Here is a 21232-nt window from a genome sequence, read left to right as displayed (position 1 = left end):
TTGGTAGGGGTCACCACTAGGAGAGGAGGCGCCATGCCAACTATTACTCTTCCCGACGGCAGTCAACGTTCATTCGATCACCCGGTTTCCGTAGCCGAGGTCGCCGCATCCATTGGTGCCGGTCTGGCCAAGGCCACCGTGGCCGGCAAGGTCGATGGCAAGCTGGTCGACGCCAGCGACATCATCAGCAGCGATGCTACGCTGCAAATCATCACGCCAAAGGATGAAGAGGGGCTGGAGATCATTCGCCACTCTTGCGCCCACCTGGTCGGCCACGCGGTCAAGCAGCTGTACCCGACGGCCAGGATGGTCATCGGCCCGGTCATCGACGAAGGCTTCTATTACGACATCGCCTTTGAACGTCCCTTCACCCCGGACGACCTGGCCGCCATCGAACAGCGCATGCAACAGCTGATCGAAAAAGATTACGACGTGATCAAGAAAGTCACTCCGCGCGCCGAAGTGATCGAAGTGTTCACGGCCCGCGGCGAAGACTACAAGCTGCGCCTGGTCGAGGACATGCCGAACGAGCAGGCCATGGGCCTGTACTATCACGAAGAATACGTCGACATGTGCCGCGGTCCGCACGTGCCGAACACACGCTTCCTGAAATCCTTCAAGCTGACCAAGCTGTCCGGCGCCTACTGGCGTGGCGATGCCAAGAACGAGCAATTGCAGCGCGTCTACGGCACCGCCTGGGCCGACAAGAAGCAGCTGGCGGCTTACATCCAGCGCATCGAAGAAGCCGAGAAGCGCGATCACCGCAAGATCGGCAAGCGCCTGGGCCTGTTCCATACCCAGGAAGAGTCGCCGGGCATGGTGTTCTGGCACCCGAACGGCTGGACCTTGTACCAGGTGCTCGAGCAGTACATGCGCAAGGTGCAGCGCGACAACGGTTACCTGGAGATCAAGACGCCGCAAGTCGTTGACCGCAGCCTGTGGGAGAAATCCGGGCACTGGGCCAACTACGGCGACAACATGTTCACCACCCAGTCGGAAAACCGCGACTACGCGATCAAGCCGATGAACTGCCCGTGCCACGTGCAGGTGTTCAACCAGGGCCTGAAAAGCTACCGCGAGTTGCCGATGCGCCTGGCCGAATTCGGTGCTTGCCACCGTAACGAGCCATCGGGTGCGCTGCACGGCATCATGCGCGTGCGTGCGTTCACCCAGGACGACGCCCACATCTTCTGCACCGAAGAGCAGATGCAGGCCGAATCCGCGGCGTTCATCAAGCTGACCATGGACGTTTATGCCGACTTCGGCTTCAAAGACGTCGAGATGAAACTGTCCACTCGTCCGGAAAAACGCGTCGGTTCCGACGAATTGTGGGATCGCGCCGAAGCGGCATTGGCTGCAGCCCTTGATAGTGCAGGGCTGCCGTACGATCTGCAGCCAGGCGAAGGTGCGTTCTACGGTCCGAAGATCGAATTCTCGCTGAAAGATTGCCTTGGCCGTGTCTGGCAGTGTGGTACCCTTCAGCTCGATTTTAACCTGCCTGTCCGTCTGGGAGCCGAATACGTCTCCGAAGACAACAGTCGCAAGCACCCGGTGATGTTGCACCGGGCGATCCTGGGCTCCTTCGAACGTTTCGTCGGAATCCTGATCGAGCACTACGAGGGTGCGTTCCCTGCGTGGCTGGCTCCGACCCAGGCAGTGATCATGAATATCACTGATAAACAGGCCGATTTTGCCGCCGAGGTCGAAAAAACCCTCAACGAAAGCGGATTTCGTGCCAAGTCTGACTTGAGAAATGAAAAGATCGGCTTTAAAATCCGCGAGCATACGTTGCTCAAGGTTCCTTATCTCTTGGTTATCGGAGATCGGGAAGTCGAGATGCAGACTGTCGCTGTGCGTACTCGTGAAGGTGCTGACCTGGGCTCGATGCCCGTCGCCCAGTTCGCTGAGTTTCTCGCGCAAGCGGTTTCCCGGCGTGGTCGCCCAGATTCGGAGTAATTACTATTAAGCGTGAAATGAGACAAGATAAACGAGCTGCACCGAAAGCCCCGATCAACGAGAATATCTCGGCACGCGAGGTTCGGTTAATTGGAGCTGAAGGTGAACAGCTTGGGATTGTGTCAATTGAAGACGCGCTTCTTAAGGCTGAAGAGGCCAAACTGGATCTGGTGGAGATTTCCGCCGATGCAGTACCCCCTGTTTGCAAACTGATGGACTACGGCAAATCGATCTTCGAGAAGAAGAAGCAGATTGCCGCGGCCAAGAAAAACCAGAAGCAGATTCAGGTTAAAGAAATCAAGTTTCGTCCAGGGACGGAGGAAGGGGATTACCAGGTAAAACTGCGCAACCTGGTACGTTTCCTGAGTGATGGGGACAGGGCCAAGGTATCCTTGCGATTCCGCGGCCGTGAGATGGCCCACCAGGAGCTGGGGATGGAACTCCTCAAGCGAGTTGAAGGTGACTTGCTCGAGTACGGTTCGGTCGAACAGCATCCTAAGATGGAAGGACGCCAGCTGATCATGGTCATCGCCCCGAAAAAGAAGAAATAATCAATAGGGCACGGCAGGCCTTCTGATTATGTTTATCAACTGAATGCGGAGTATCCGAACATGCCAAAAATGAAAACTAAAAGTGGTGCTGCTAAGCGGTTTCTGAAAACTGCTAACGGTATCAAGCACAAGCACGCTTTCAAGAGCCACATCCTGACTAAAATGTCGACCAAGCGTAAGCGTCAACTGCGCGGTAGCAGCTTGCTGGCACCGTGTGACGTGGCAAAAGTCGAGCGCATGCTGCGCCTTCGTTAATTTTAGTCAAGAATAGAGGAAGTAACTCATGGCTCGTGTAAAGCGTGGCGTCATTGCCCGTAAACGTCACAAAAAAATTCTGAAACTTGCTAAAGGCTACTACGGCGCTCGCTCGCGCGTATTCCGTGTTGCCAAGCAAGCGGTAATCAAGGCAGGCCAATACGCCTACCGTGACCGTCGTCAGAAAAAACGTCAGTTCCGCGCTCTGTGGATCGCTCGTATCAACGCTGGTGCACGTATCAACGGTCTGTCCTACAGCCGTTTCATCGCCGGCCTGAAAAAAGCGTCCATCGAGATCGACCGTAAGGTTCTGGCTGATCTGGCAGTGAACGAAAAAGCGGCGTTTGCTGCGATTGTCGAGAAAGCTAAAGCCACCTTGGCTTAAGTACCCCCGACAGTCACCCGGCCTCACCTCTGTGGGGCCAGGTGTTAAACGTCATAAATAGGGGAAGAGCCTTCAAGCTCTTCCCCTATTTTGTATCTGGAGTCTGTACATGGAAAACCTGGATGCGCTCGTCTCTCAAGCACTAGAGGCTGTGCAAAGCGCTGAAGATATCAATGCCCTGGAGCAAATCCGGGTTCACTACCTTGGCAAGAAGGGCGAATTGACTCAGGTGATGAAGACCCTGGGGAATCTGCCGGCAGAAGAGCGTCCGCAAGTCGGCGCCCTGATCAACGTTGCCAAGGAGCGTGTCACAGAGGTTCTCAATGCGCGCAAGGCACTGTTTGAAGAGGCCGACCTGGCCGCCAAACTGTCCGCCGAGTCCATTGACGTGACCCTGCCTGGCCGCGGCCAGACCTCGGGTGGTCTGCATCCGGTTACTCGCACTCTGGAACGTATCGAACAGTTCTTCACCCACATCGGCTACGGCATCGCCGAAGGCCCTGAGGTCGAAGACGATTACCACAACTTCGAAGCGCTCAACATCCCAGGCCATCACCCGGCCCGGTCGATGCATGACACCTTCTATTTCAATGCCAACATGTTGCTGCGCACCCATACCTCGCCGGTACAGGTCCGCACCATGGAATCGAAACAGCCGCCGATCCGCATCGTCTGCCCAGGCCGTGTGTACCGCAGCGACTCCGATATCACCCACTCGCCGATGTTCCACCAGGTCGAAGGCCTGCTGGTCGATCGCGACATCAATTTCGCCGACCTCAAAGGCACCATCGAAGAGTTCCTGCGCGTGTTCTTCGAAAAAGAACTGGCCGTGCGGTTCCGTCCTTCGTACTTCCCGTTCACCGAGCCATCCGCTGAAGTCGACATGGAATGCGTGATGTGCAGCGGTAAAGGCTGCCGAGTCTGCAAACAGACCGGCTGGCTGGAAGTGATGGGCTGCGGCATGGTTCACCCCAACGTGCTGCGCATGTCCGGGATCGACCCGGAAGAGTTTTCGGGCTTTGCCTTCGGCATGGGCGTTGAGCGTCTGGCCATGCTGCGTTACGGCGTGAACGACTTGCGTCTGTTCTTCGACAACGACTTGCGGTTCCTCGCGCAATTTCGCTAGTCGTAACGAATTCTTAGGAGAGCAGGATGAAATTCAGTGAAAAATGGCTGCGTGCTTGGGTTAGCCCGCAGGTAGGTCGCGACGAGCTGGTTGCCCGTCTGTCGATGGCCGGTCTTGAGGTCGATAGCGTAACGCCGGCCGCCGGCGAATTCACCGGTGTGGTGGTGGGCGAGGTGCTGAGCACCGAGCAGCACCCGGACGCCGACAAGCTGCGCGTGTGCCAGGTCAGCAATGGTTCGGAGACCTTCCAGGTGGTTTGCGGTGCGCCGAACGTGCGCCCGGGCCTGAAGATCCCGTTCGCCATGATCGGTGCCGAACTGCCAGGCGACTTCAAGATCAAGAAAGCCAAGCTGCGCGGCGTCGAGTCCAACGGCATGCTGTGCTCCCAGGCCGAGCTGCAAGTCGGTGAAGGCAACGACGGCCTGATGGAATTGCCGGACGATGCGCCGGTCGGCGAGGACATCCGGGAATACCTGGGCCTGGACGACTCGAGCATCGAGGTCGACCTGACCCCGAACCGCGGCGACTGCCTGTCCCTGGCCGGCCTGGCCCGTGAAGTCGGCGCGCTGTACGCCACCGAAGTCACCCGTCCGGTCATCGCCACCGTGCCGGCCGTGCACGACGAAGTGCGTTCGGTTGAAGTGCTGGCGCCCGCCGCCTGCCCGCGTTACTTGGGCCGCGTGATCCGTAACGTCGACCTGTCCAAGGCGACGCCGCTGTGGATGGTCGAGCGTCTGCGCCGTGCCGACGTGCGCAGCATCGACGCCGCCGTCGACATCACCAACTACGTGATGCTGGAACTGGGTCAACCGCTGCACGCGTTCGATCTCGCCGAAATCAATGGCGGCATCCGCGTGCGCATGGCCGAAGAAGGCGAGAAGCTGGTGCTGCTCGACGGCCAGGAAGTCAGCCTGCGTAGCGACACCCTGGTGATCGCCGACCACACCCGCGCCCTGGCCATCGCCGGCGTCATGGGTGGTGAGCACAGCGGCGTCAACACCGCGACCACCCGCGATGTATTCCTCGAAAGCGCGTTCTTCGACCAGATCGCCGTGGCCGGCAAGGCCCGTTCCTATGGCCTGCACACCGACGCCTCGCACCGCTACGAGCGTGGCGTGGGACTGGCAACTGGCCCGTGAAGCCATGGAGCGCGCCACCGGCCTGCTGCTGGACATCACTGGCGGCGAAGCCGGCCCGATCATCGAAACCGTCAGCGAGCAGCACCTGCCGAAAATCGCCCCGGTCACCCTGCGTGCCCAGCGCATCACCCAGATGCTCGGCATGGAAATGAACCCGGCCGAAGTCGAGCGCCTGCTCAACGCCCTGGGCCTGACCGTGTCCGCCGACGGGGCAGGGCAGTGGCGCGTAGAAGTGCCAAGCCATCGCTTCGACATCAGCCTGGAAGTCGACCTGATCGAAGAACTGGCCCGCCTGTACGGCTACAACCGTCTGCCGGTTCGCTACCCGCAAGCCCGCCTGGCACCGCAAGCCAAGGCCGAAGCCCGCAGCGACCTGCCTGAGCTGCGCCGCCTGCTGGTGGCCCGTGGCTATCAGGAAGCGATCACCTACAGCTTCATCGATCCGAAACAATTCGAGTTGTTTAATCCAGGTGTCGAACCGCTGCTGCTGGCCAACCCGATCTCCAACGACATGGCCGCCATGCGCTCGTCGCTGTGGCCCGGCCTGGTCAAGGCACTTCAGCACAACCTGAACCGCCAACAGGATCGCGTCCGCCTGTTCGAAAGCGGCCTGCGCTTCGTCGGCCAGCTGGCAGGTCTGAAGCAAGAGCCGATGATCGCGGGTGTGGTATGCGGTAGCCGCCTGCCGGAAGGCTGGGCACAAGGTCGCGATGTCGTCGACTTCTTCGACGTCAAGGCCGACGTGGAAGCGGTGCTGGGCTTCGCCGGTGCCCTGGATTCGTTCACCTTCGTGCCGGGCCAACACCCTGCATTGCACCCGGGTCAAACCGCGCGCATCGAACGTGAAGGACGCCTGGTCGGCTACGTCGGCGCCATCCACCCCGAACTGTCGAAAACCCTCGGTCTTGACCGTCCGGTCTTCGTCTTCGAGCTGGTTCTGGCCGAAGTGGCATTGGGTAAAATGCCTAAATTCCAGGAGTTATCGCGCTTTCCTGAAGTGCGACGTGACCTGGCGCTGATTGCGCACAAGGACGTCGCGGCCAGCGCCGTACTGGACGTAATCCGTGAGAATGCAGGCGAGTGGCTGACAGACCTCAGGCTATTTGACGTGTATCAGGGTAAAGGCATTGATCCTGATAGAAAAAGCCTTGCAGTCGGCTTGACCTGGCAGCATCCATCGCGCACTCTTAATGACGATGAGGTGAATACCACGACACAAAACATCCTCACCTCGCTCGAACAAAGGTTGAACGCCACGTTAAGGAAGTGACGTATGGGGGCTTTGACGAAAGCTGAGATGGCGGAACGTCTGTATGAAGAGCTGGGCCTGAACAAACGGGAAGCCAAGGAATTGGTCGAACTGTTTTTCGAAGAAATCAGGCACGCTCTTGAAGACAACGAACAGGTCAAATTGTCCGGTTTCGGCAATTTCGACCTGCGGGACAAACGCCAGCGGCCTGGCCGCAATCCGAAAACGGGGGAAGAAATCCCGATCACGCGCGCCGTGTGGTCACCTTTCGTCCAGGGCAGAAGTTGAAGGCCCGAGTTGAGGCTTATGCTGGAACCAAGTCATAACGACGAGCTACCCGTCATCCCCGGCAAACGCTACTTCACCATTGGTGAAGTCAGCGAGCTGTGCGCTGTAAAGCCGCACGTGCTGCGCTACTGGGAGCAGGAGTTTCCTCAACTCAACCCCGTCAAACGCCGCGGAAACCGCCGGTATTATCAGCGCCAGGACGTGCTGATGATCCGGCAGATCCGCGCGCTCCTTTACGATCAGGGGTTCACCATCGGCGGCGCACGCTTGCGTTTGTCCGGCGATGAAGCCAAAGATGACACCACCCAGTACAAACAGATGATCCGGCAGATGATTGCCGAGTTGGAAGACGTGCTGGTTGTGCTCAAGAAGTAATTTTTTGCTTTTAAATACTTCCAGTTTTCAAAAGCTTGGGATATATTCTTGAGCGTTCCTCGAGATGAGGGATGAGATTCACGCCTAGTCGGGGCGTAGCGCAGTCCGGTAGCGCACTAGCATGGGGTGCTAGGGGTCGAGTGTTCGAATCACTCCGTCCCGACCATATAATTCAAAGGGTTGCGAGATTTTATCTCGCGACCCTTTTTTATTTTCAGGCGTTTTTCCCCCTACAAAACGACTGGCTCTCAGTAGAATCCTCACTGCTTTCGTCCAGGCTGAATGAAGCATCAGCATGTTGGCGCCGACGCTGAACTGACCTCGTTACCAAGATGTCACTGACCCAGTCGGATTCCTCGCGAACAATTTCCTGTGCTGGATTCTGCCGATTGGAGTTGGGTCAGCCTCGCGTCGGTACGCAGATCAATTCGGCATCGGCGCCAAAAGGGCATTGAATGACCTTCAGCTGCCGCTCCCTACAGCGCGTCAGACTAGGTCGTGAAATCTGGGCAAAACGTACTCGGCAATCTCTTCAACCACCTCCACAACGGGTCGTTCGCTGTGACGCAGATGCAGGCCAATATGCTGCACACCCGACTCACGCAACGCCTCCAGCTCCTCAATGAGCGCCATTCGCCCGCCGCGTCCACCGAAACGCAGCGGTTTCATTGGCGAATGCGGATTGGCTTCAAGGTCCAGATGCAGAAAGCTGATATAGGGTTTATCAGCCCCCACCTCACGCCAGAGCCCTACACGCCGACGATGTTCCTGCGGCGTTCCAGGGTAGGCGAGCCATCCATCCATGTGCTCTCCAATCCAGGTCGGTGATTGTTGGCCAAGTCCGGCAACCAGCAGGGGAAAGGGCTCTTCACGCTGCGGTAATAGTTGGGCTCCCTCCGGCAGACGTCCAATGCCTTGGCTTTTCAGCAGTTCGACGGTGCTGCGAAAAAGCGCTCCCCGTTGGTCGTAGTCGACCCCGAACAGCGGGTACTCCATCGGTCGATCGCCACTGGCCACCCCCAATAGCAGGCGGCCCTCGCTCAGTTCGTCGATGCTATTGGCAGCCTTGAGGGTCAACCACGGTTGTCGTAGCGGCAAGACTACCGCGGCAGTGCCGAGCATAATGTTTTGGGTGATGCCGGCCAGATAACCCAAGTAGGAAAAAATCTCAAAAACCTGTGCAGCATCTCCAAAACTCGGGTCATAGACCGGCACATCCCGCACCCACAGGGCTCGAAAACCGCTGTTGTCCGCCAATCGGGCCAGTTGGGCATGTTGTTTCAGATCGGGGGCGCCAAAAGGACGCTTTTCCGCCATGCGCAAGCGTTGACCGGCAGTGGACCAATCATTGTCCAGCGGCAATTCCAGTCCGATGGAGAAGTTGTTGGGGCCCAGCAAACGTTGAAAATGTGAGTTCATCAGGTCTCCTGCGCCGTGCATGATGCAGGGCGACTCCATGGGTGAATACCGACAGTATCTGCGGCTCCATCCCGGAGAAAAATGCATCAGACAGCACAATAGTCTTGATTAAAATGCACGATTAGAAAGCTTTCCTGTCTGGAGGAGGAAGAGGCAATCACCCTGCGCAATGTTTTGTCGGTGAAAAAGTGAGAGTTTGAATCGATCAATCTTTCGCTTGGCTCTGGGACTTGAGTCGATCGAGTATCACCTTACCCACATCCAGCGCTGAACCAGGGTTTTGACCGGTCACCAGTTCGCGATCGATGACGATATGGCTGGTCCACGGTGAAGTGTTGCTACTGTATACGCCGCCGGCTTGTTCCAGTGCCGTTTGCGGATAGAACTTCATCGCACCGCCATTCAACAAGCCCTTGGCCAGTTCCTCTTCCTGATTGCTGATGACCGTGAATTTGTATCCTGCATAAGTCCAGCCATGCATTGGGGCTTCGCCGTCGACTTCGAGTTTCCGAGTGAAGGCTGTTGGGTCGGACAGAGTCGACAGTAGCGCAATAGGGCCATGGCAAACGAGGGCGGTTGTCTTGCCGTTGTTATGGAAGTTGTTCAGCAACTTCCCCAATGCGGCGCTATGCAGCAGATCCTCCATAGGTGCGTGGCCACCGGGTACATAGACGGCATCGAAGCGCTCGTAGCCGATCTGTTCGACCCGCGACAGGCTAATGACCGGTGACTCACCCGGCGAGGTAATCTTGAGGTGCTCCAGCAGCGCCTTGTACTCCTGCAGTGCCGCAATGTCATTGTTGAAATACATTTTGTCGTTGGACGATTGGTCCAGCGTTGGCGCCTTGCCCGTTGGCGTCGCAAAGGTCACCGAGTGGCCGGCATCGAGCAGCAGTTTTACGGGTTGCATCAATTCGTTCAGGTAAAAGCCGGTTGTAAAGACTTTCTTGTCCTTGAGCTCAAGGTGGTCTGAATCAGACAGCACGACCAGGACGTTACTGGCCTGTGCGTTGAAGGCTGAGGTGCAAATGGTCATTGCAAGGGCGAGACGAGTGATAGGGCGCATGGGATTTCCGAGCAGTAGAGAGTGAATTCGATCAGCAGGTGTCTGATCCCGATACGACTATATTCATGCCTCCATTGGCGATAAACTTGCTCAAAGGAAAAGCACTTGTTCTTTGGAGGTAAAGGTGAGCCGGCGATTCGATTATCTCGCAGACGTAGAAGTCTTCATCACTGTGGTGGAGAAGGGCTCCCTAAGCGCAGGGGCCGTTCTTCTGGCAACTACCCCGTCAGTGGTCAGCCGTGCGATCTCACGTCTGGAAACACGCCTGGGTGTTCAGTTGTTACGGCGCACGACTCGACGCCTGAGCCTGACCGAGGCGGGACTGCTTTACCTCGAACAGTCCCGCGCGGCGTTCTCGCTGATCGATGATGCAGAGCGGACGATCCAGGGGCAGGAAGGCGCGTTGACTGGCCGTGTACGGCTCAGTGTGCCGACGACTTACGGCCACTACCGGCTGCCGGTATTGCTCTGCCGCTTTACTCGGCAGTACCCGCAGGTGCGCATCGAGTTGAGCATCAGCAATCGAAATGTGGATCTGGTGGCCGAAGGGTATGACCTGGCCATTCGCCTTGGGCCATTACCTGACAGTGGCCTGATTGGACGCAAACTTGAGGATGCGCGTTTGTGCGTGGTCGCCGCGCCGGATTATCTGCGGCGTGCAGGTACGCCGCACAGCGTCGACGAACTGCCAGCGCATGCTTGCCTGCCATTTGTGATGCCCAGCAGCGGTCGGGTCGGCCCCTGGCTGTTCTGTGAGCAGGGTATTGATCGGGAGTGGATACCTGAAGCGAGTGTTCAAGTGTCCGACGACGTACTTGGCACTGTGTCTTTGGCCGAGCACGGTATGGGGATTTGTCAGACCTACGATTTTATTGTTCGGGAGCGGATTCAAAGCGGACGCCTGGTGCCGCTGCTCGAACAGTCGGGTGGACGGTCCCGACCGTTCTCGGTGATTTTCCCGCCTCATCGCCAACTATCGGCTGCGTCCCGGGCGCTGATCGACTTCCTGATTCTTGGGGTGGCAGATCAAGCCCACACGCCACTCAACGAGCGTCAAGCGATCGGATAGGTCGGGTAGTCGGTATAGCCCTGGGCGCCTCCTCCATAGCTCAATGCCCGGTCCGGTTTCAACAATGGCCAGTCGTTGCGTAGTCGTTCAACCAGGTCGGGGTTCGCGATGAAAGGTTCACCAAATGCTGCGATGTCGATCATCCCATCGCGAAGAAATTGTTCCGCTCGTTCCTTAGTCATGCCTCCTGCGAGCACTAGCGTGCCATGGTAGTGGGTGCGAAATTTTTGCAGGAAATCCCGAGGAATGGGCGAACTGCCCCGCGACAGCTGATCCATGAAATGAACATAGGCCAGACCGCGTCGGGAGAGTTGGTCGGCGACATACAGATAGGTTTCTTCGACATCCTCGTAAAGCCCCATGTCAAACAGGCCGCCAAAGGGTGACAGGCGAATGGCGGTGCGTTGCGCACCGATACGTTCAATGACGCTGTCGACCACTTCCAGCAAGAAGCGTGAACGGTTTTCGAGGGTATCGCTGCGGTATTCGTCTGTGCGGTCATTGACCATCGGGTTGAGGAATTGTTCGATCAGGTAGCCGTTGGCGCCGTGCAGTTCAATGCCATCGAAACCGGCGTCAATAGCATTCGCGGCTGCCTGGGCAAAGTCACGAATCACCGCTTTGACTTCCGGCGTGGTGAGGGCGCGGGGTTGGGAGACGTCGACCGGACCGGGCTCGCCACGCTCAGTCAAACCCCAGGCCTGGGAGTTACGGGCAATCCGCGAGGTCGAGCTGACCGGGTCAATACCGCCTGGCTGGATACTGACATGGGAAACGCGCCCGACATGCCATAGCTGCGTGTAGATAACGCCGCCGGTAGCGTGCACTGCCTGGGTTACTTTGCGCCAGCCGTCGATCTGTGGCGTGGTGTAGATGCCGGGGATGGCCAAGAAGCCTTCGGCCGAGCGCGAAATGGGGGTGCCTTCGGTGATAATCAGTCCGGCGCTGGCGCGCTGGCTGTAATAAAGCGCAGTGAGGTCGTTGGCGACTCCATCCGGGTTCCGCGCCCGTGTCATCGGCGCCATGGCGATACGGTTGCGCAACGTAAGAGTGCCGACTTGGATGGGATCAAATATTGAGCTCATGGGGACCTGTCCTTTCTTTATGTTGCTCAAGAAGGTAGGCCTGACATAGCAAACTGATAACCCGATCCGGCCGAACATGATTTGTGAAGCCGTTTCACAGTTTACTCAACCCTGCAGAGCTTGGCTTCGTTGTGCATTCGCTTCCACTGTATATGGAATTGGTTTCACAAGAAAAATGAACGTTTTCCCACTTATTGCTACGTATCGCCAAGTAGCGCTTGTGATATTTTTTCACTAATCAATGAGTGGGGAGGCGGACGTGGATAACAGAGCAGGCGAGATGCAGGTATTTGTACGGGTCGTCGACGCCGGCAGCTTTTCACAAGCAGCGCGACAGATGCTGATGACACCTTCGACGGTCAGTAAATTGATTGTTCGACTGGAGCTGCGTCTGGGTGTACGTCTGCTCGAGCGTTCGACACGTAAGCTGTCGCTGACCGATGAAGGACGCATCTACTATGAACGCAGTAACGCTTTGCTGGCAGAACTCGACGACGTTGAAAGAGTGTTGGCCCAAGGCGCGCAGAAAGCACGCGGAACCGTGCGCATCAATGCCTCGGTTGCGTTTGGCACAATGGCGATCGAACCCAATTTGCCGGCCTTCTGGGAAGCCCACCCGAACATCCAGATCAACCTGTCCTTAAGTGATGATATCGTTGACATGTACCTGGATCGAACAGACGTTGCATTCCGTGTTGGCGTGTTGACTGACTCGACCCTACGTGCGAGGAGTATCGGTATTGCTCGGCGCAAGATGGTGGCTTCACCTGAGTATCTGGAAAAGTACGGAGTCCCCGACACCCTCGAAGACCTCGCCGAGCATAATTGTTTGAGCTTCAACTTTCGGCGCTCTAGTCCAGTGTGGCCCATGCATCAAAGTGGCCGCATCGTTGATCGAATCGTCCAGGGCAACCTGCAAGCCAACAATGGCGAGACCGTTCGACGTATGGCCATCGCCGGGGTGGGGATTGCCCGATTGGCGGACTTTCACATCGATGAGGATCTCGCCGCTGGCCGGTTGGTCGAGGTACTCGCGCAAACAGGCCATGACAGCGAGGAAGTCAATGCGCTGTATCAGGGTGGACAGCATGTGCCCCAGCGTATCCGAACGTTCCTCGACTTTATGGTGCCGCGTCTGCAAGCGTTCATGAATCGGGGGTGAACCGCGTGCCGTCGTCAGTCCGTGGATTCGACGACGGCCTTCAGGCGCTCCAGCCCTGCGCGGTAGAGTGCCTCGAAATGCCCGATGACCTCGGCCTCATCTGCGCCCTGGACGAGAAAGGTGCTGGACCAGGACGCCAGTGTCCCCCCGTTGCCATCGTCCTTCGCTGACATCGTGCCTACATAGTCAGTGACTGGCGAAGGCCCCTCAAGCAGGGCATAGCTGTAGTGCTTTTCGTCTTCCTCGAACGTGAGCAAACGCTCGACAATGATCGCACCGTCGGCAGTTTTGAGGTGACGCAAACGTCCGCCATCACTGAGGGTGCTGCTCGCGATGACATCGAGCCAGCGAGGTAGCCAATCAAACCCGCCGAGTAGCGACCAGACCTGTTCGGCTGGACGTGCAATGCTAATCAAGATACGGACTTCACTCATGTTTTTATCCTGTATGGGAGGAAGGCATTCAAAGAATGACTGATGTAACCAACCAGAGATTGGCGGCGCTGATCAGCAGGAAAATACACCAGGCCATGACGGCGACCGGGCGTGAGATAGCAAAATCACCCATCAGCGTTTTATCGCTGGTGAAACGAATCAACGGATACACCGCAAACGGCAGTTGCACTGACAACACCACCTGAGAAAACACCAACAGATCACCCACCGCGGCGTCGCCCAGCCAGAGAATCCCGCACAGCGCTGGCACCATGGCCAGCAGGCGGGTGACGACGCGCTGTTTCCACAATGAAACTTTGAGCTTCAAGAACCCTTCGAGCACGACCTGACCGGCGAGGGTGCCGGTCAACGTCGCGCTTTGGCCCGAGGCGAGCAGTGCCAGGGCGAACAGCACGGCAGAGACGGCTACACCTGTCAGGGGGGCCAGCAATTGATGGGCCTGCTCGATCCCGCCAATCTCAGTGTGCCCGCTGTCGTGGAAGACGGCGGCGGCCACCAACAAAATGGCAACTTGCACGGCGGCCGCAATTGAAAGCGCGCGGATCGTATCGTTGGAACCCCGGCGCAGGGATCGTTTTACCTGCTCTCCGTCATGTGTGACGCTATTGGACCGGGCCAGTGATGAATGCAGGTACAGATTGTGGGGCATGACGGTGGCGCCGATGATACCCACCGCGATGAACAGTGCCCCTGGCTGAGCCAGCGTGTCCAATGAAGGAATGAACCCCCGAAACATGGCGTTTACATCGAGCGTGATCAATGCCAGCTCAATGGCGAAGCACAGGACAATGGTCGCCACCAGGGCCAGGACGATCTTCTGCACTCGGCCATTGGCAGCACCCTTCAAGCCCAGGATGACCAGTGTGCTGACAGCCGTCAGCACGATGCCGAGGGCCATTGGCAAGTTGAATAGTAATTTGAACGCCAACGCCGCGCCCAGGACCTCGGCAATATCGGTGGCAATGATGGCAATCTCCGCCATTGCCCAGTGCGCGAGTGTGGCTGGTCGGCCGTAGCGAAGACGACAGGTCTGGGCAAGATCCTGACCTGTGACGACGCCCAGACGCAAGGCGAGTGTTTGCAAAAGCATGGCCGCCAGACTCGACAGCACCACCATGAATAGCAGGCTGTAACCGAACTGAGCGCCAGCAGCGATACCGGTGGCCCAGTTGCCAGGATCCATGTAACCCACTGCAATCAACAGTCCGGGTCCCATCAGCAGCGAAAGGCGTCCAGGCATAGGCGATGGTGGGACGGCACGCATTCCGGGGTGTTCCGACAACGAAGTCTTTGTTGTCATCGGTCAGTGGGTCCTTTGTGATCGGGCAAGTCGGGGCAGACGCGCCAGCACTAGGGTATGAATGAACAGCAGCAGGCCAGCAACCGAGAGAATTGCCGATACTTTCCCGCTCAAAGCATGGGCGGCCAGCAGACACACCAGAGCCGCTATCTGGGTCAGCAGACGATGGGCCAGCGAAATCCGTGAAGGGCTCGACGCCTCGAACAGGCGGCCGGGCCAAAAGTCTGGCCTGGCTCGCGAAAACGTTATTGCGGCGATGGCCACCACGGCGTATATCCAGACGCCGAGACCGGCGTCACCTCCGGCCAGCGCCAAGCCTATGGCGCTGGCCGTGAGCAGCAGTGCAATGACAACGAACGCAACACGGCTATAGCTCATGGTGTTTCGCTCGAACCCATCGGTGCATCCACCCGCAACCGCAATACATGGAACGGCGGCTGGCTGTCGTCCTCACCCGCATTGAGCAGTGGGTGGCGGTGCAGCTGGTTGGCTGTGATGTAGAGCCATTCCCCCTGGGCATCGAGCTCAACGCCGTCCGGCCAGGCGAGGAATTGATCGTCCTGTGCAAGAATGCGGTAGCCGGCAGGCGACGCTAGCCCAATCGCATTATTCGCGATGTCGGTCACATAGACGTTGCCCTCTGCGTCGACATCAAACCCGTCGCAATGAGGCTTGTCGCACCAGTACTCAACGGCCTCGCTCAGCGGTGCAATGCCTGCAGGTTCCGCGAGGACTTCGGTTGATACCCGATAGACCTTGCGAGCGGACATCGAACCGAAATAGACCCAGCGGCCCAACGGGTCGATCGCGATGGGATTGAGGCCGTAGCGGTAAGGAATGATTTCGCCTTCTGGCGTACGCAGCGAAAGGGCTTTTCCACCGATCATCAGCGGTACATCTCCAGGCATCAACCCCGGGTAGCACTCAAGCGATCGCCATGAAAGACCTGTTTGGAGATCGACCACGACAATGGCCGGATAGTCGCTTTCACCGCTGGGGTTCATCGTCATGTCGGCGATGTAAATGCGCTGACGCCGCCAATCGATCACGAAGTCCTGAGTGAAAGAACTTGGGCGAAGCACGTTCTGCGGCAGCACGATCAGGCGGTGCAGGCGATCTTCTCGATCATTCCAGGCGATGAGGCGCGGCTGTAGGCCCGGTCCGCCCATATCGAGTATCCAGACGATCCCCTGAGGGTCGGTGCGGATGCCGATCACTGCGGACATCCCTCGACCGTCCTTACCCGGTTTGCCCGCCCAGGTTTCATTGGGGTAGGCCGGATGCTGACCCTCCTGGGCCACCGCTCGCACCGAGATATCCGGTGCGATGATGGCGGAGACCGATACCAGTACCCGCCCATCCGGCATCACCGTCGGATTACCCGGACGCTCAACCGGAAACGTCGCAAAGATCTCCAGTTGATGGGTGTTCATGACAGCGCCTTGACGAACGACGCGGCAGTGCCTGCGGTCGGGTCGACGAAGATGATGTCGCTGGGGTCACGTCGCGGTGTATCGACAGACACCATGAACAGCGGGTGCTCAAGGATCTCTGGCATTCCGTGGATGGTGAACCGCTTGAAGAACAGCATCTCGCCGGGACCGACCTCGAACGGTTCACGGTCGCCCATGAAAAACCTGGCGCGCCCGGACATGACGATGAGGTACTCATCACAGGTCGCGTGGTAATGCGCAGGTGTCGGATGGTAGACACGGAAGACCCGGGCGCTGGCCTCGTCTTCGTCGGTCAGCCTTGAGTCAACCAGCAGCGTTTCGGCGGTCTCGGGGAACGTCTTGACGATCGCATCGAGATTAAACGAGGCATGAGGCGCAGCCTCTACCAGTTTTTTTCGGGTGCTTACTTCGGTCATCTTGAAACCCTCATTCAGGTGTCCTTTTCAGGGGACGCTGCGATGTTGTTTGTGGGTTCAGGATAAGCATTCGACTGATTGCGGAGAACGCTGCGGGGGAGCACAAGATTTGAGAATTAAAATAACAACTGTGTTTTGACTAGAGCGCTGCGGAGCTCACTAAACGCCCCCGAATAACCACTCAGTGCTTTGTGGTATCAGACCAGAACCGCCGGTCTCTCGTTTCGAGTGCGGCTATCACGATAGCAGTCGTCGAGCCTAATGTGACTTCCAGAAAACGCATACAAACATGATACGGATTCGTGTTCTGCGCGGTAGATCGCTGACGATTTGATGAGGGCGTTCTGACATGCGGCGTCCAGCGACGTAGGAGTGACAGCGACACCACTATAAGTGCATCCGGAGCGACTGTTTTGCGAATTCAATTCCAAACAGCTGCGCCCGGTGATGCGTTTCTGACACCGGCTGCCTGCGGCATAGTGATGAGTACTCACTATCGAGTCCAGCTGCGTCGGAGACACAAGATGCAAGTCAGAGCTGCTGTTCTAAGACACATGAATGTTAAGCCGCCTTATGCCCAGAGCAAGCCAATTGTTATTGAGACCATCGAGCTGGCGCCTCCGGGGCCGGGCGAAGTGCTGGTGCGTATCCGTGCCGCAGGTCTTTGTCATTCCGACCTTTCGGTGATCAATGGCGACCGCCCTCGGCCGATGCCCATGGCGCTCGGCCATGAGGCTGCTGGCGTGGTCGAAGCGTTGGGCGAAGGAGTCAGCGACCTTGAGCCGGGCGATCATGTGGTCATGGTGTTCATGCCCAGTTGTGGGCATTGCCTGCCATGCGCCGAAGGTCGTCCAGCCCTCTGTGAGCCGGGTGCGAAAGCGAATGCGGCCGGTACGCTGATCAACGGATCAGTGCGTTTGAGCAGTCCTGCAGGTCACGTGCATCATCACTTGGGGGTCTCGGCATTTGCCGAATACGCTGTGGTGTCGCGCAACTCGGTGGTCAAGATCGATCGAGATCTGCCCTTTGTCGAAGCGGCACTCTTTGGTTGCGCGGTGTTGACCGGGGTCGGCGCCGTGGTCAATACCGCGCAATTGCGGGTCGGCTCAACCGCCGTGGTGATTGGTCTGGGTGGCGTCGGCCTGGCGTCAGTGCTGGGTGCAAGAGCTGCTGGGGCGAGCAAAATCATTGCCGTTGACCTTTCACCAGAAAAACTCGCATTGGCCAAAGACGTCGGCGCCACCGCGGTGGTCAACGGCGGCGACGCGGACGCCGTTGAGCAGGTACTGCAACTGACTGGCGGCGGCGCCGACTACGTCTTCGAAATGGCCGGTTCGATCCGGGCACTTGATAACGCCATGAAAATGACCAAGCGCGGTGGTATGACCGTGACTGCAGGTCTGCCGCCGCCAGGTTCGGCACTGTCCGTCAATGTGGTTCAGTTGGTGGGCGAGGAACGTACGCTCAAAGGCAGCTACATCGGTACTTGCGTGCCGATCCGCGATATTCCGCGGTTCATTGAGCTTTATCGCGATGGTCGCTTGCCGGTGGATCGGTTGCTGAGCGGCCGACTCAAACTGGACGACATCAACGAAGGCTTCGACCGCCTGCATGACGGCAGCGCGGTGCGTCAGGTTATTGAATTTTGAGGAGTGACAGCATGGCCGATACAAACTTCCTGGCAACGCTCGACGACCCCACGTTGTTCCGTGAGGCGAACTACATCAACGGCCTGTGGCTGGAGGTGGGTGAGGGACGCAGCATTACCGTTACGAACCCGGCCACCGGCAAGGTACTGGGGCGCGTGCCTTCATTTGGGGTCAGTGAGACCGCCCTGGCCATCGCCGCCGCCAAGCGCGCGCAACCGGCGTGGCGAGCGCTCACTGCCAAAGAGCGCGCGGTAAAACTGCGCCATTTGTTCGAGTTGATGATTACCCACCGCGAAGACCTGGCGCGGATCATGACCGCCGAACAAGGCAAGCCGCTGGCCGAAAGTCGTGGTGAGATTACCTATGCCGCGTCTTTCATTGAATGGTTCGCGGAGGAGGGCAAGCGTGTTTATGGCGATACCATCGCCTCCCATTCAACGAGCAGCCGAATCATCGTTCAGAAAGAACCCATCGGGGTGTTTGCCGCGATTACCCCGTGGAACTTCCCGGCAGCGATGATCACCCGCAAGGCCGGGCCAGGCTGGGCGGCCGGTTGCACCGGTGTATTGCGTCCCGCCAGTCAGACACCCTTTTCGGCGATTGCAATTGCAGTGCTGGCCGAGCGTGCCGGTCTGCCTGCCGGCGTGTGCAACGTGATTACGGGGCCGGGCAGTGAAATCGGGGCCGAACTGACCTCCAACCCGGACGTGCGCAAGTTGTCCTTTACCGGTAGCACCGAGGTCGGTGCCACACTGTTGGCCCAATGCGCGCCGACGATCAAAAAGACCAGCATGGAACTCGGCGGCAACGCCCCCTTTATCGTGTTTGACGATGCTGATCTGGATGCTGCGGTGCAGGGTGCGCTCGCGTCCAAGTACCGAAACGCCGGGCAGACCTGTGTGTGCGCTAACCGTCTGCTGGTCCAGGACGGTATCTATGATGCTTTCGCCGCCAAACTGAAAACCGCCGTCGAGGCCCTGAAAGTGGGCAGCGGATTTGAGGACGGTGTGACGATCGGCCCGCTGATTGACGACGCCGCCGTGCGCAAGGCCGAGGAGCATGTCGCCGATGCCGTTGAGCGCGGAGCCTCTGTCCTGGTGGGGGGTGAACGCCATCCGTTGGGGGGCAGTTTCTACCGGCCGACCATCTTGGTGAACGTGCCAAGGGAGTCGAAGGTGTTCCGTGAGGAGACGTTTGGTCCCGTGGCACCGCTGTTCCGTTTCAGTACCGAGGCGCAAGCCATCGAGATGGCCAACGACACCGAGTTCGGTCTGGCCTCGTATTTCTACAGTCGGGATATTGGAAGGATCATGCGCGTGGCCGAAGCGCTTGAGTGTGGCATCGTCGGGATCAATGAGGGGTTGATATCGACGGAAGTGGCGCCGTTCGGCGGGGTAAAATCGTCGGGACTGGGTCGTGAAGGTTCCAAGTACGGGATCGAAGATTATCTTGAGATAAAGTACCTCTGCCTGGGAGGTATTGACCGCTGATAGCTCGGGGAGATGGTCGAAAGGCCATCTCCTGATTTTTTGAAAGTTAAATAATCCCGGTTTCTTTTTATTTATGTATTGATCCATCCTTAATAAGTGGCACTCAGCGGTGAATGCGTTTCACAAGTCATTGTCGTCCGGTGCCGGATCAGTGCGGTGGTATTTACAAAAGTCCTGTGCTAGAGCGCTTGCTCTTGTCTTTTAGTCAATATTGTTTTCGTATTCCTGCGGTTTATCTTCGGCGGGTGGTGCTGGAAAATCTATTCCATCTTAATCACTACCGAGATTGTCCCTCATGACGTACTTCAAAAAAGCCGTTGCCCTGCTGGCTACCCTGACTGCTCTTTCTGCCTCTTTTTCAGTTCAGGCGGAAGAGTCTGGCGCCTTTGTTGATCGCAATAAAGCACTGAATGAACGCGCTGTCGGAAGTTAATTAAGCCTGTTTTAAATAAATGAACTGTTGTTTTAGTTTTGCTAACTTCGGAGAGCGCAAAAGTGAACTTTCATACAACGGGGGAACCGACAGTATCCCCAATCAAATCGAAGGTGATAAAAGGCGCGGCTTTTTCAGCGTTCAGCCTTGCGCTGCTTGCAGCCCTGACCGGATGTGGTCCGAGTGACGCCAGCAGCATAGTCGCTGCGCCGAGCGTCACGGTCAGTCAGCCGGTCAAGTCGGTGATCACTGACTGGGACAGTTTTACCGGGCGTTTCGAGGCCACCGATTCGGTGGAAGTTCGATCCCGGGTCAGCGGCTATCTGGAGAAAGTCGCGTTTCAGGACGGCGCCATCGTCAAGAAGGGCGACTTGCTGTTCGTGATCGATTCGCGTTCGTTCCAGGCTGCCGTGGTCCAGGCGCAGGGCAAGCTGTCTCAAGTGCGCTCGCAACTGGCACTCGCCGAGCAGGAATTCGCCCGGGCCAATGTGTTGATCGAATCGAAAACCATCGCCCGCAGTCTCTACGACCAACGCTTGCAGGCGCGTCAGGCCGCGCAAGCCGAAGTCCTCAGTGCCGAGGGGGCGTTGAGCGCAGCCAAGCTGGATCTGGAATTCACCCGCATCACCGCGCCCATGAGCGGCCGGATCAGCCGCAAGCTGATCAGTGAAGGCAATCTGGTCAACGGCGGCAACAGCAGCGCCACGTTGCTGACCACCATCGTCTCGATTGACCCGATTGATATCTACTTCGATGTCGATGAGCAGAGCTACCTCAAATACCGTCGGCAGGCCAATAGCGCGGCCAACCAGAGTCAGGTGCGGATTGCCTTGCCGGGTGAAGTCGAGCCGAGCATGACCGGGCGCATGGATTTTATCGACAACCGGCTCGACTCGTCCACGGGCACATT

The 21232-nt window shown here is 57.8% G+C and carries 20 protein-coding genes, 1 tRNA gene and 2 pseudogenes; 15 read left to right on the top strand and 8 right to left on the bottom strand.

The window, feature by feature from the left end; translation table 11 throughout:
• The first annotated feature begins 33 nt into the window (after window positions 1–33).
• The 9 genes and pseudogenes from thrS to BZ163_RS08875 all read left to right on the top strand — a co-directional run bounded on the left by thrS (window position 34) and on the right by BZ163_RS08875 (window position 7490).
• Complete coding sequence (gene thrS, locus BZ163_RS08915) at window positions 34–1956, top strand: threonine--tRNA ligase (protein ID WP_128870600.1); 1923 nt, start codon at window positions 34–36, stop codon at window positions 1954–1956.
• Entirely contained in the window at window positions 1956–2507 is a 552-nt protein-coding gene (gene infC, locus BZ163_RS08910; RefSeq protein ID WP_169857083.1) for a translation initiation factor IF-3, read from the top strand. The genes thrS and infC overlap by 1 nt, the downstream gene beginning before the upstream one ends.
• Before the next feature lie 60 nt (window positions 2508–2567).
• Window positions 2568–2762, top strand: coding sequence for a 50S ribosomal protein L35 (gene rpmI, locus BZ163_RS08905; protein WP_008145659.1), 195 nt, complete (start codon window positions 2568–2570; stop codon window positions 2760–2762).
• A 28-nt stretch (window positions 2763–2790) separates the two neighbouring features.
• Complete coding sequence (gene rplT, locus BZ163_RS08900) at window positions 2791–3147, top strand: 50S ribosomal protein L20 (RefSeq protein WP_007905879.1); 357 nt, start codon at window positions 2791–2793, stop codon at window positions 3145–3147.
• Between the two features lie 109 nt (window positions 3148–3256).
• Window positions 3257–4273 (top strand): phenylalanine--tRNA ligase subunit alpha, encoded by a 1017-nt coding sequence (gene pheS / locus BZ163_RS08895; protein ID WP_007905876.1) that lies wholly within the window; start codon window positions 3257–3259, stop codon window positions 4271–4273.
• 26 nt (window positions 4274–4299) lie between these two features.
• Window positions 4300–6682 (top strand): annotated as a pseudogene (gene pheT / locus BZ163_RS08890) (phenylalanine--tRNA ligase subunit beta).
• A 3-nt stretch (window positions 6683–6685) separates the two neighbouring features.
• Window positions 6686–6987: pseudogene (gene ihfA / locus BZ163_RS08885) on the top strand (integration host factor subunit alpha).
• Window positions 6968–7324: a MerR family transcriptional regulator gene (locus tag BZ163_RS08880; RefSeq protein WP_003179985.1), complete on the top strand. Its 357-nt coding sequence runs from the start codon at window positions 6968–6970 to the stop codon at window positions 7322–7324. The pseudogene ihfA and the gene BZ163_RS08880 overlap by 20 nt, the downstream one beginning before the upstream one ends.
• An 89-nt stretch (window positions 7325–7413) precedes the next feature.
• A tRNA-Pro gene (locus BZ163_RS08875) sits at window positions 7414–7490 on the top strand.
• Window positions 7491–7810: 320 nt separating this feature from the next.
• Here BZ163_RS08875 and BZ163_RS08870 read toward each other — a convergent pair.
• Together BZ163_RS08870 and BZ163_RS08865 are read right to left on the bottom strand one after the other, a co-directional pair.
• The gene (locus tag BZ163_RS08870) at window positions 7811–8743 is read right to left on the bottom strand and encodes a TIGR03571 family LLM class oxidoreductase (protein WP_128870623.1); all 933 of its coding nucleotides are present in this window, start codon (window positions 8741–8743) and stop codon (window positions 7811–7813) included.
• Window positions 8744–8948: 205 nt separating this feature from the next.
• Complete coding sequence (locus BZ163_RS08865; RefSeq protein ID WP_128870599.1) at window positions 8949–9809, bottom strand: type 1 glutamine amidotransferase domain-containing protein; 861 nt, start codon at window positions 9807–9809, stop codon at window positions 8949–8951.
• Between the two features lie 124 nt (window positions 9810–9933).
• Here BZ163_RS08865 and BZ163_RS08860 point away from each other — a divergent pair, with 124 nt between their 5' ends.
• Window positions 9934–10878: a LysR family transcriptional regulator gene (locus BZ163_RS08860; RefSeq protein WP_128870598.1), complete on the top strand. Its 945-nt coding sequence runs from the start codon at window positions 9934–9936 to the stop codon at window positions 10876–10878.
• On the opposite strand, the gene BZ163_RS08855 is transcribed toward BZ163_RS08860, so the two are convergent.
• Window positions 10863–11963 (bottom strand): alkene reductase, encoded by a 1101-nt coding sequence (locus tag BZ163_RS08855; protein WP_128870597.1) that lies wholly within the window; start codon window positions 11961–11963, stop codon window positions 10863–10865. The two genes, BZ163_RS08860 and BZ163_RS08855, sit on opposite strands and share 16 nt — an antisense overlap.
• A 259-nt stretch (window positions 11964–12222) precedes the next feature.
• On the opposite strand from BZ163_RS08855, the gene BZ163_RS08850 reads away from it, so the two are divergent.
• Window positions 12223–13125, top strand: coding sequence for a LysR family transcriptional regulator (locus BZ163_RS08850; protein ID WP_084377453.1), 903 nt, complete (start codon window positions 12223–12225; stop codon window positions 13123–13125).
• A 14-nt stretch (window positions 13126–13139) separates the two neighbouring features.
• Here the strand turns inward: BZ163_RS08850 and BZ163_RS08845 are convergent, their stop codons facing one another.
• From BZ163_RS08845 to BZ163_RS08825, 5 genes are all read right to left on the bottom strand, one after another.
• Entirely contained in the window at window positions 13140–13559 is a 420-nt protein-coding gene (locus BZ163_RS08845) for an SRPBCC family protein (protein ID WP_128870596.1), read from the bottom strand.
• Between the two features lie 28 nt (window positions 13560–13587).
• Window positions 13588–14820, bottom strand: a complete 1233-nt coding sequence (locus tag BZ163_RS08840) for an Nramp family divalent metal transporter (RefSeq protein ID WP_256578975.1) — start codon at window positions 14818–14820, stop codon at window positions 13588–13590.
• Between the two features lie 63 nt (window positions 14821–14883).
• On the bottom strand, window positions 14884–15258 hold the full coding sequence (locus tag BZ163_RS08835) for a hypothetical protein (RefSeq protein ID WP_128870594.1): 375 nt from the start codon (window positions 15256–15258) through the stop codon (window positions 14884–14886).
• Window positions 15255–16313: an L-dopachrome tautomerase-related protein gene (locus BZ163_RS08830; RefSeq protein ID WP_128870593.1), complete on the bottom strand. Its 1059-nt coding sequence runs from the start codon at window positions 16311–16313 to the stop codon at window positions 15255–15257. Before BZ163_RS08830 ends, BZ163_RS08835 begins: the two co-directional genes overlap by 4 nt.
• Window positions 16310–16750: a cupin domain-containing protein gene (locus BZ163_RS08825; protein ID WP_084377462.1), complete on the bottom strand. Its 441-nt coding sequence runs from the start codon at window positions 16748–16750 to the stop codon at window positions 16310–16312. Before BZ163_RS08825 ends, BZ163_RS08830 begins: the two co-directional genes overlap by 4 nt.
• A gap of 554 nt (window positions 16751–17304) precedes the next feature.
• On the opposite strand from BZ163_RS08825, the gene BZ163_RS08820 reads away from it, so the two are divergent.
• The 4 genes from BZ163_RS08820 to BZ163_RS08810 form a co-directional block, all read left to right on the top strand.
• Complete coding sequence (locus BZ163_RS08820) at window positions 17305–18399, top strand: zinc-dependent alcohol dehydrogenase family protein (RefSeq protein WP_256578973.1); 1095 nt, start codon at window positions 17305–17307, stop codon at window positions 18397–18399.
• Between the two features lie 11 nt (window positions 18400–18410).
• Complete coding sequence (gene gabD / locus BZ163_RS08815) at window positions 18411–19889, top strand: NADP-dependent succinate-semialdehyde dehydrogenase (protein WP_128870591.1); 1479 nt, start codon at window positions 18411–18413, stop codon at window positions 19887–19889.
• A gap of 295 nt (window positions 19890–20184) precedes the next feature.
• Complete coding sequence (locus BZ163_RS34780; RefSeq protein ID WP_168187333.1) at window positions 20185–20322, top strand: hypothetical protein; 138 nt, start codon at window positions 20185–20187, stop codon at window positions 20320–20322.
• A gap of 101 nt (window positions 20323–20423) precedes the next feature.
• Window positions 20424–21232: efflux RND transporter periplasmic adaptor subunit (locus BZ163_RS08810; RefSeq protein ID WP_178110452.1), on the top strand; the 809-nt coding region annotated here is incomplete at its 3' end.

Origin of the sequence: Pseudomonas sp. VI4.1 (assembly GCF_002029345.1) — a bacterium.
Taxonomy (GTDB): domain Bacteria; phylum Pseudomonadota; class Gammaproteobacteria; order Pseudomonadales; family Pseudomonadaceae; genus Aquipseudomonas.
The sequence above is the reverse complement of the archived record's forward strand: the minus strand, read 5'-3'. Positions and strand labels throughout refer to the sequence as shown.

Excerpts from the sequence above, each read along its gene's own strand:
- pheS (WP_007905876.1), top strand. The coding sequence starts at position 3,257 with ATGGAAAACCTGGATGCGCTCGTCTCTCAAGCACTAGAGGCTGTGCAA.
- rplT (WP_007905879.1), top strand. The coding sequence starts at position 2,791 with ATGGCTCGTGTAAAGCGTGGCGTCATTGCCCGTAAACGTCACAAAAAA.
- BZ163_RS08835 (WP_128870594.1), bottom strand. The coding sequence starts at position 15,258 with ATGAGCTATAGCCGTGTTGCGTTCGTTGTCATTGCACTGCTGCTCACG.
- BZ163_RS08830 (WP_128870593.1), bottom strand. The coding sequence starts at position 16,313 with ATGAACACCCATCAACTGGAGATCTTTGCGACGTTTCCGGTTGAGCGT.
- BZ163_RS08825 (WP_084377462.1), bottom strand. The coding sequence starts at position 16,750 with ATGACCGAAGTAAGCACCCGAAAAAAACTGGTAGAGGCTGCGCCTCAT.
- rpmI (WP_008145659.1), top strand. The coding sequence starts at position 2,568 with ATGCCAAAAATGAAAACTAAAAGTGGTGCTGCTAAGCGGTTTCTGAAA.
- BZ163_RS34780 (WP_168187333.1), top strand. The coding sequence starts at position 20,185 with ATGACGTACTTCAAAAAAGCCGTTGCCCTGCTGGCTACCCTGACTGCT.
- BZ163_RS08865 (WP_128870599.1), bottom strand. The coding sequence starts at position 9,809 with ATGCGCCCTATCACTCGTCTCGCCCTTGCAATGACCATTTGCACCTCA.
- BZ163_RS08840 (WP_256578975.1), bottom strand. The coding sequence starts at position 14,820 with ATGCCTGGACGCCTTTCGCTGCTGATGGGACCCGGACTGTTGATTGCA.
- BZ163_RS08820 (WP_256578973.1), top strand. The coding sequence starts at position 17,305 with ATGAATGTTAAGCCGCCTTATGCCCAGAGCAAGCCAATTGTTATTGAG.
- BZ163_RS08870 (WP_128870623.1), bottom strand. The coding sequence starts at position 8,743 with ATGAACTCACATTTTCAACGTTTGCTGGGCCCCAACAACTTCTCCATC.
- gabD (WP_128870591.1), top strand. The coding sequence starts at position 18,411 with ATGGCCGATACAAACTTCCTGGCAACGCTCGACGACCCCACGTTGTTC.
- BZ163_RS08880 (WP_003179985.1), top strand. The coding sequence starts at position 6,968 with ATGCTGGAACCAAGTCATAACGACGAGCTACCCGTCATCCCCGGCAAA.
- BZ163_RS08855 (WP_128870597.1), bottom strand. The coding sequence starts at position 11,963 with ATGAGCTCAATATTTGATCCCATCCAAGTCGGCACTCTTACGTTGCGC.
- BZ163_RS08845 (WP_128870596.1), bottom strand. The coding sequence starts at position 13,559 with ATGAGTGAAGTCCGTATCTTGATTAGCATTGCACGTCCAGCCGAACAG.
- thrS (WP_128870600.1), top strand. The coding sequence starts at position 34 with ATGCCAACTATTACTCTTCCCGACGGCAGTCAACGTTCATTCGATCAC.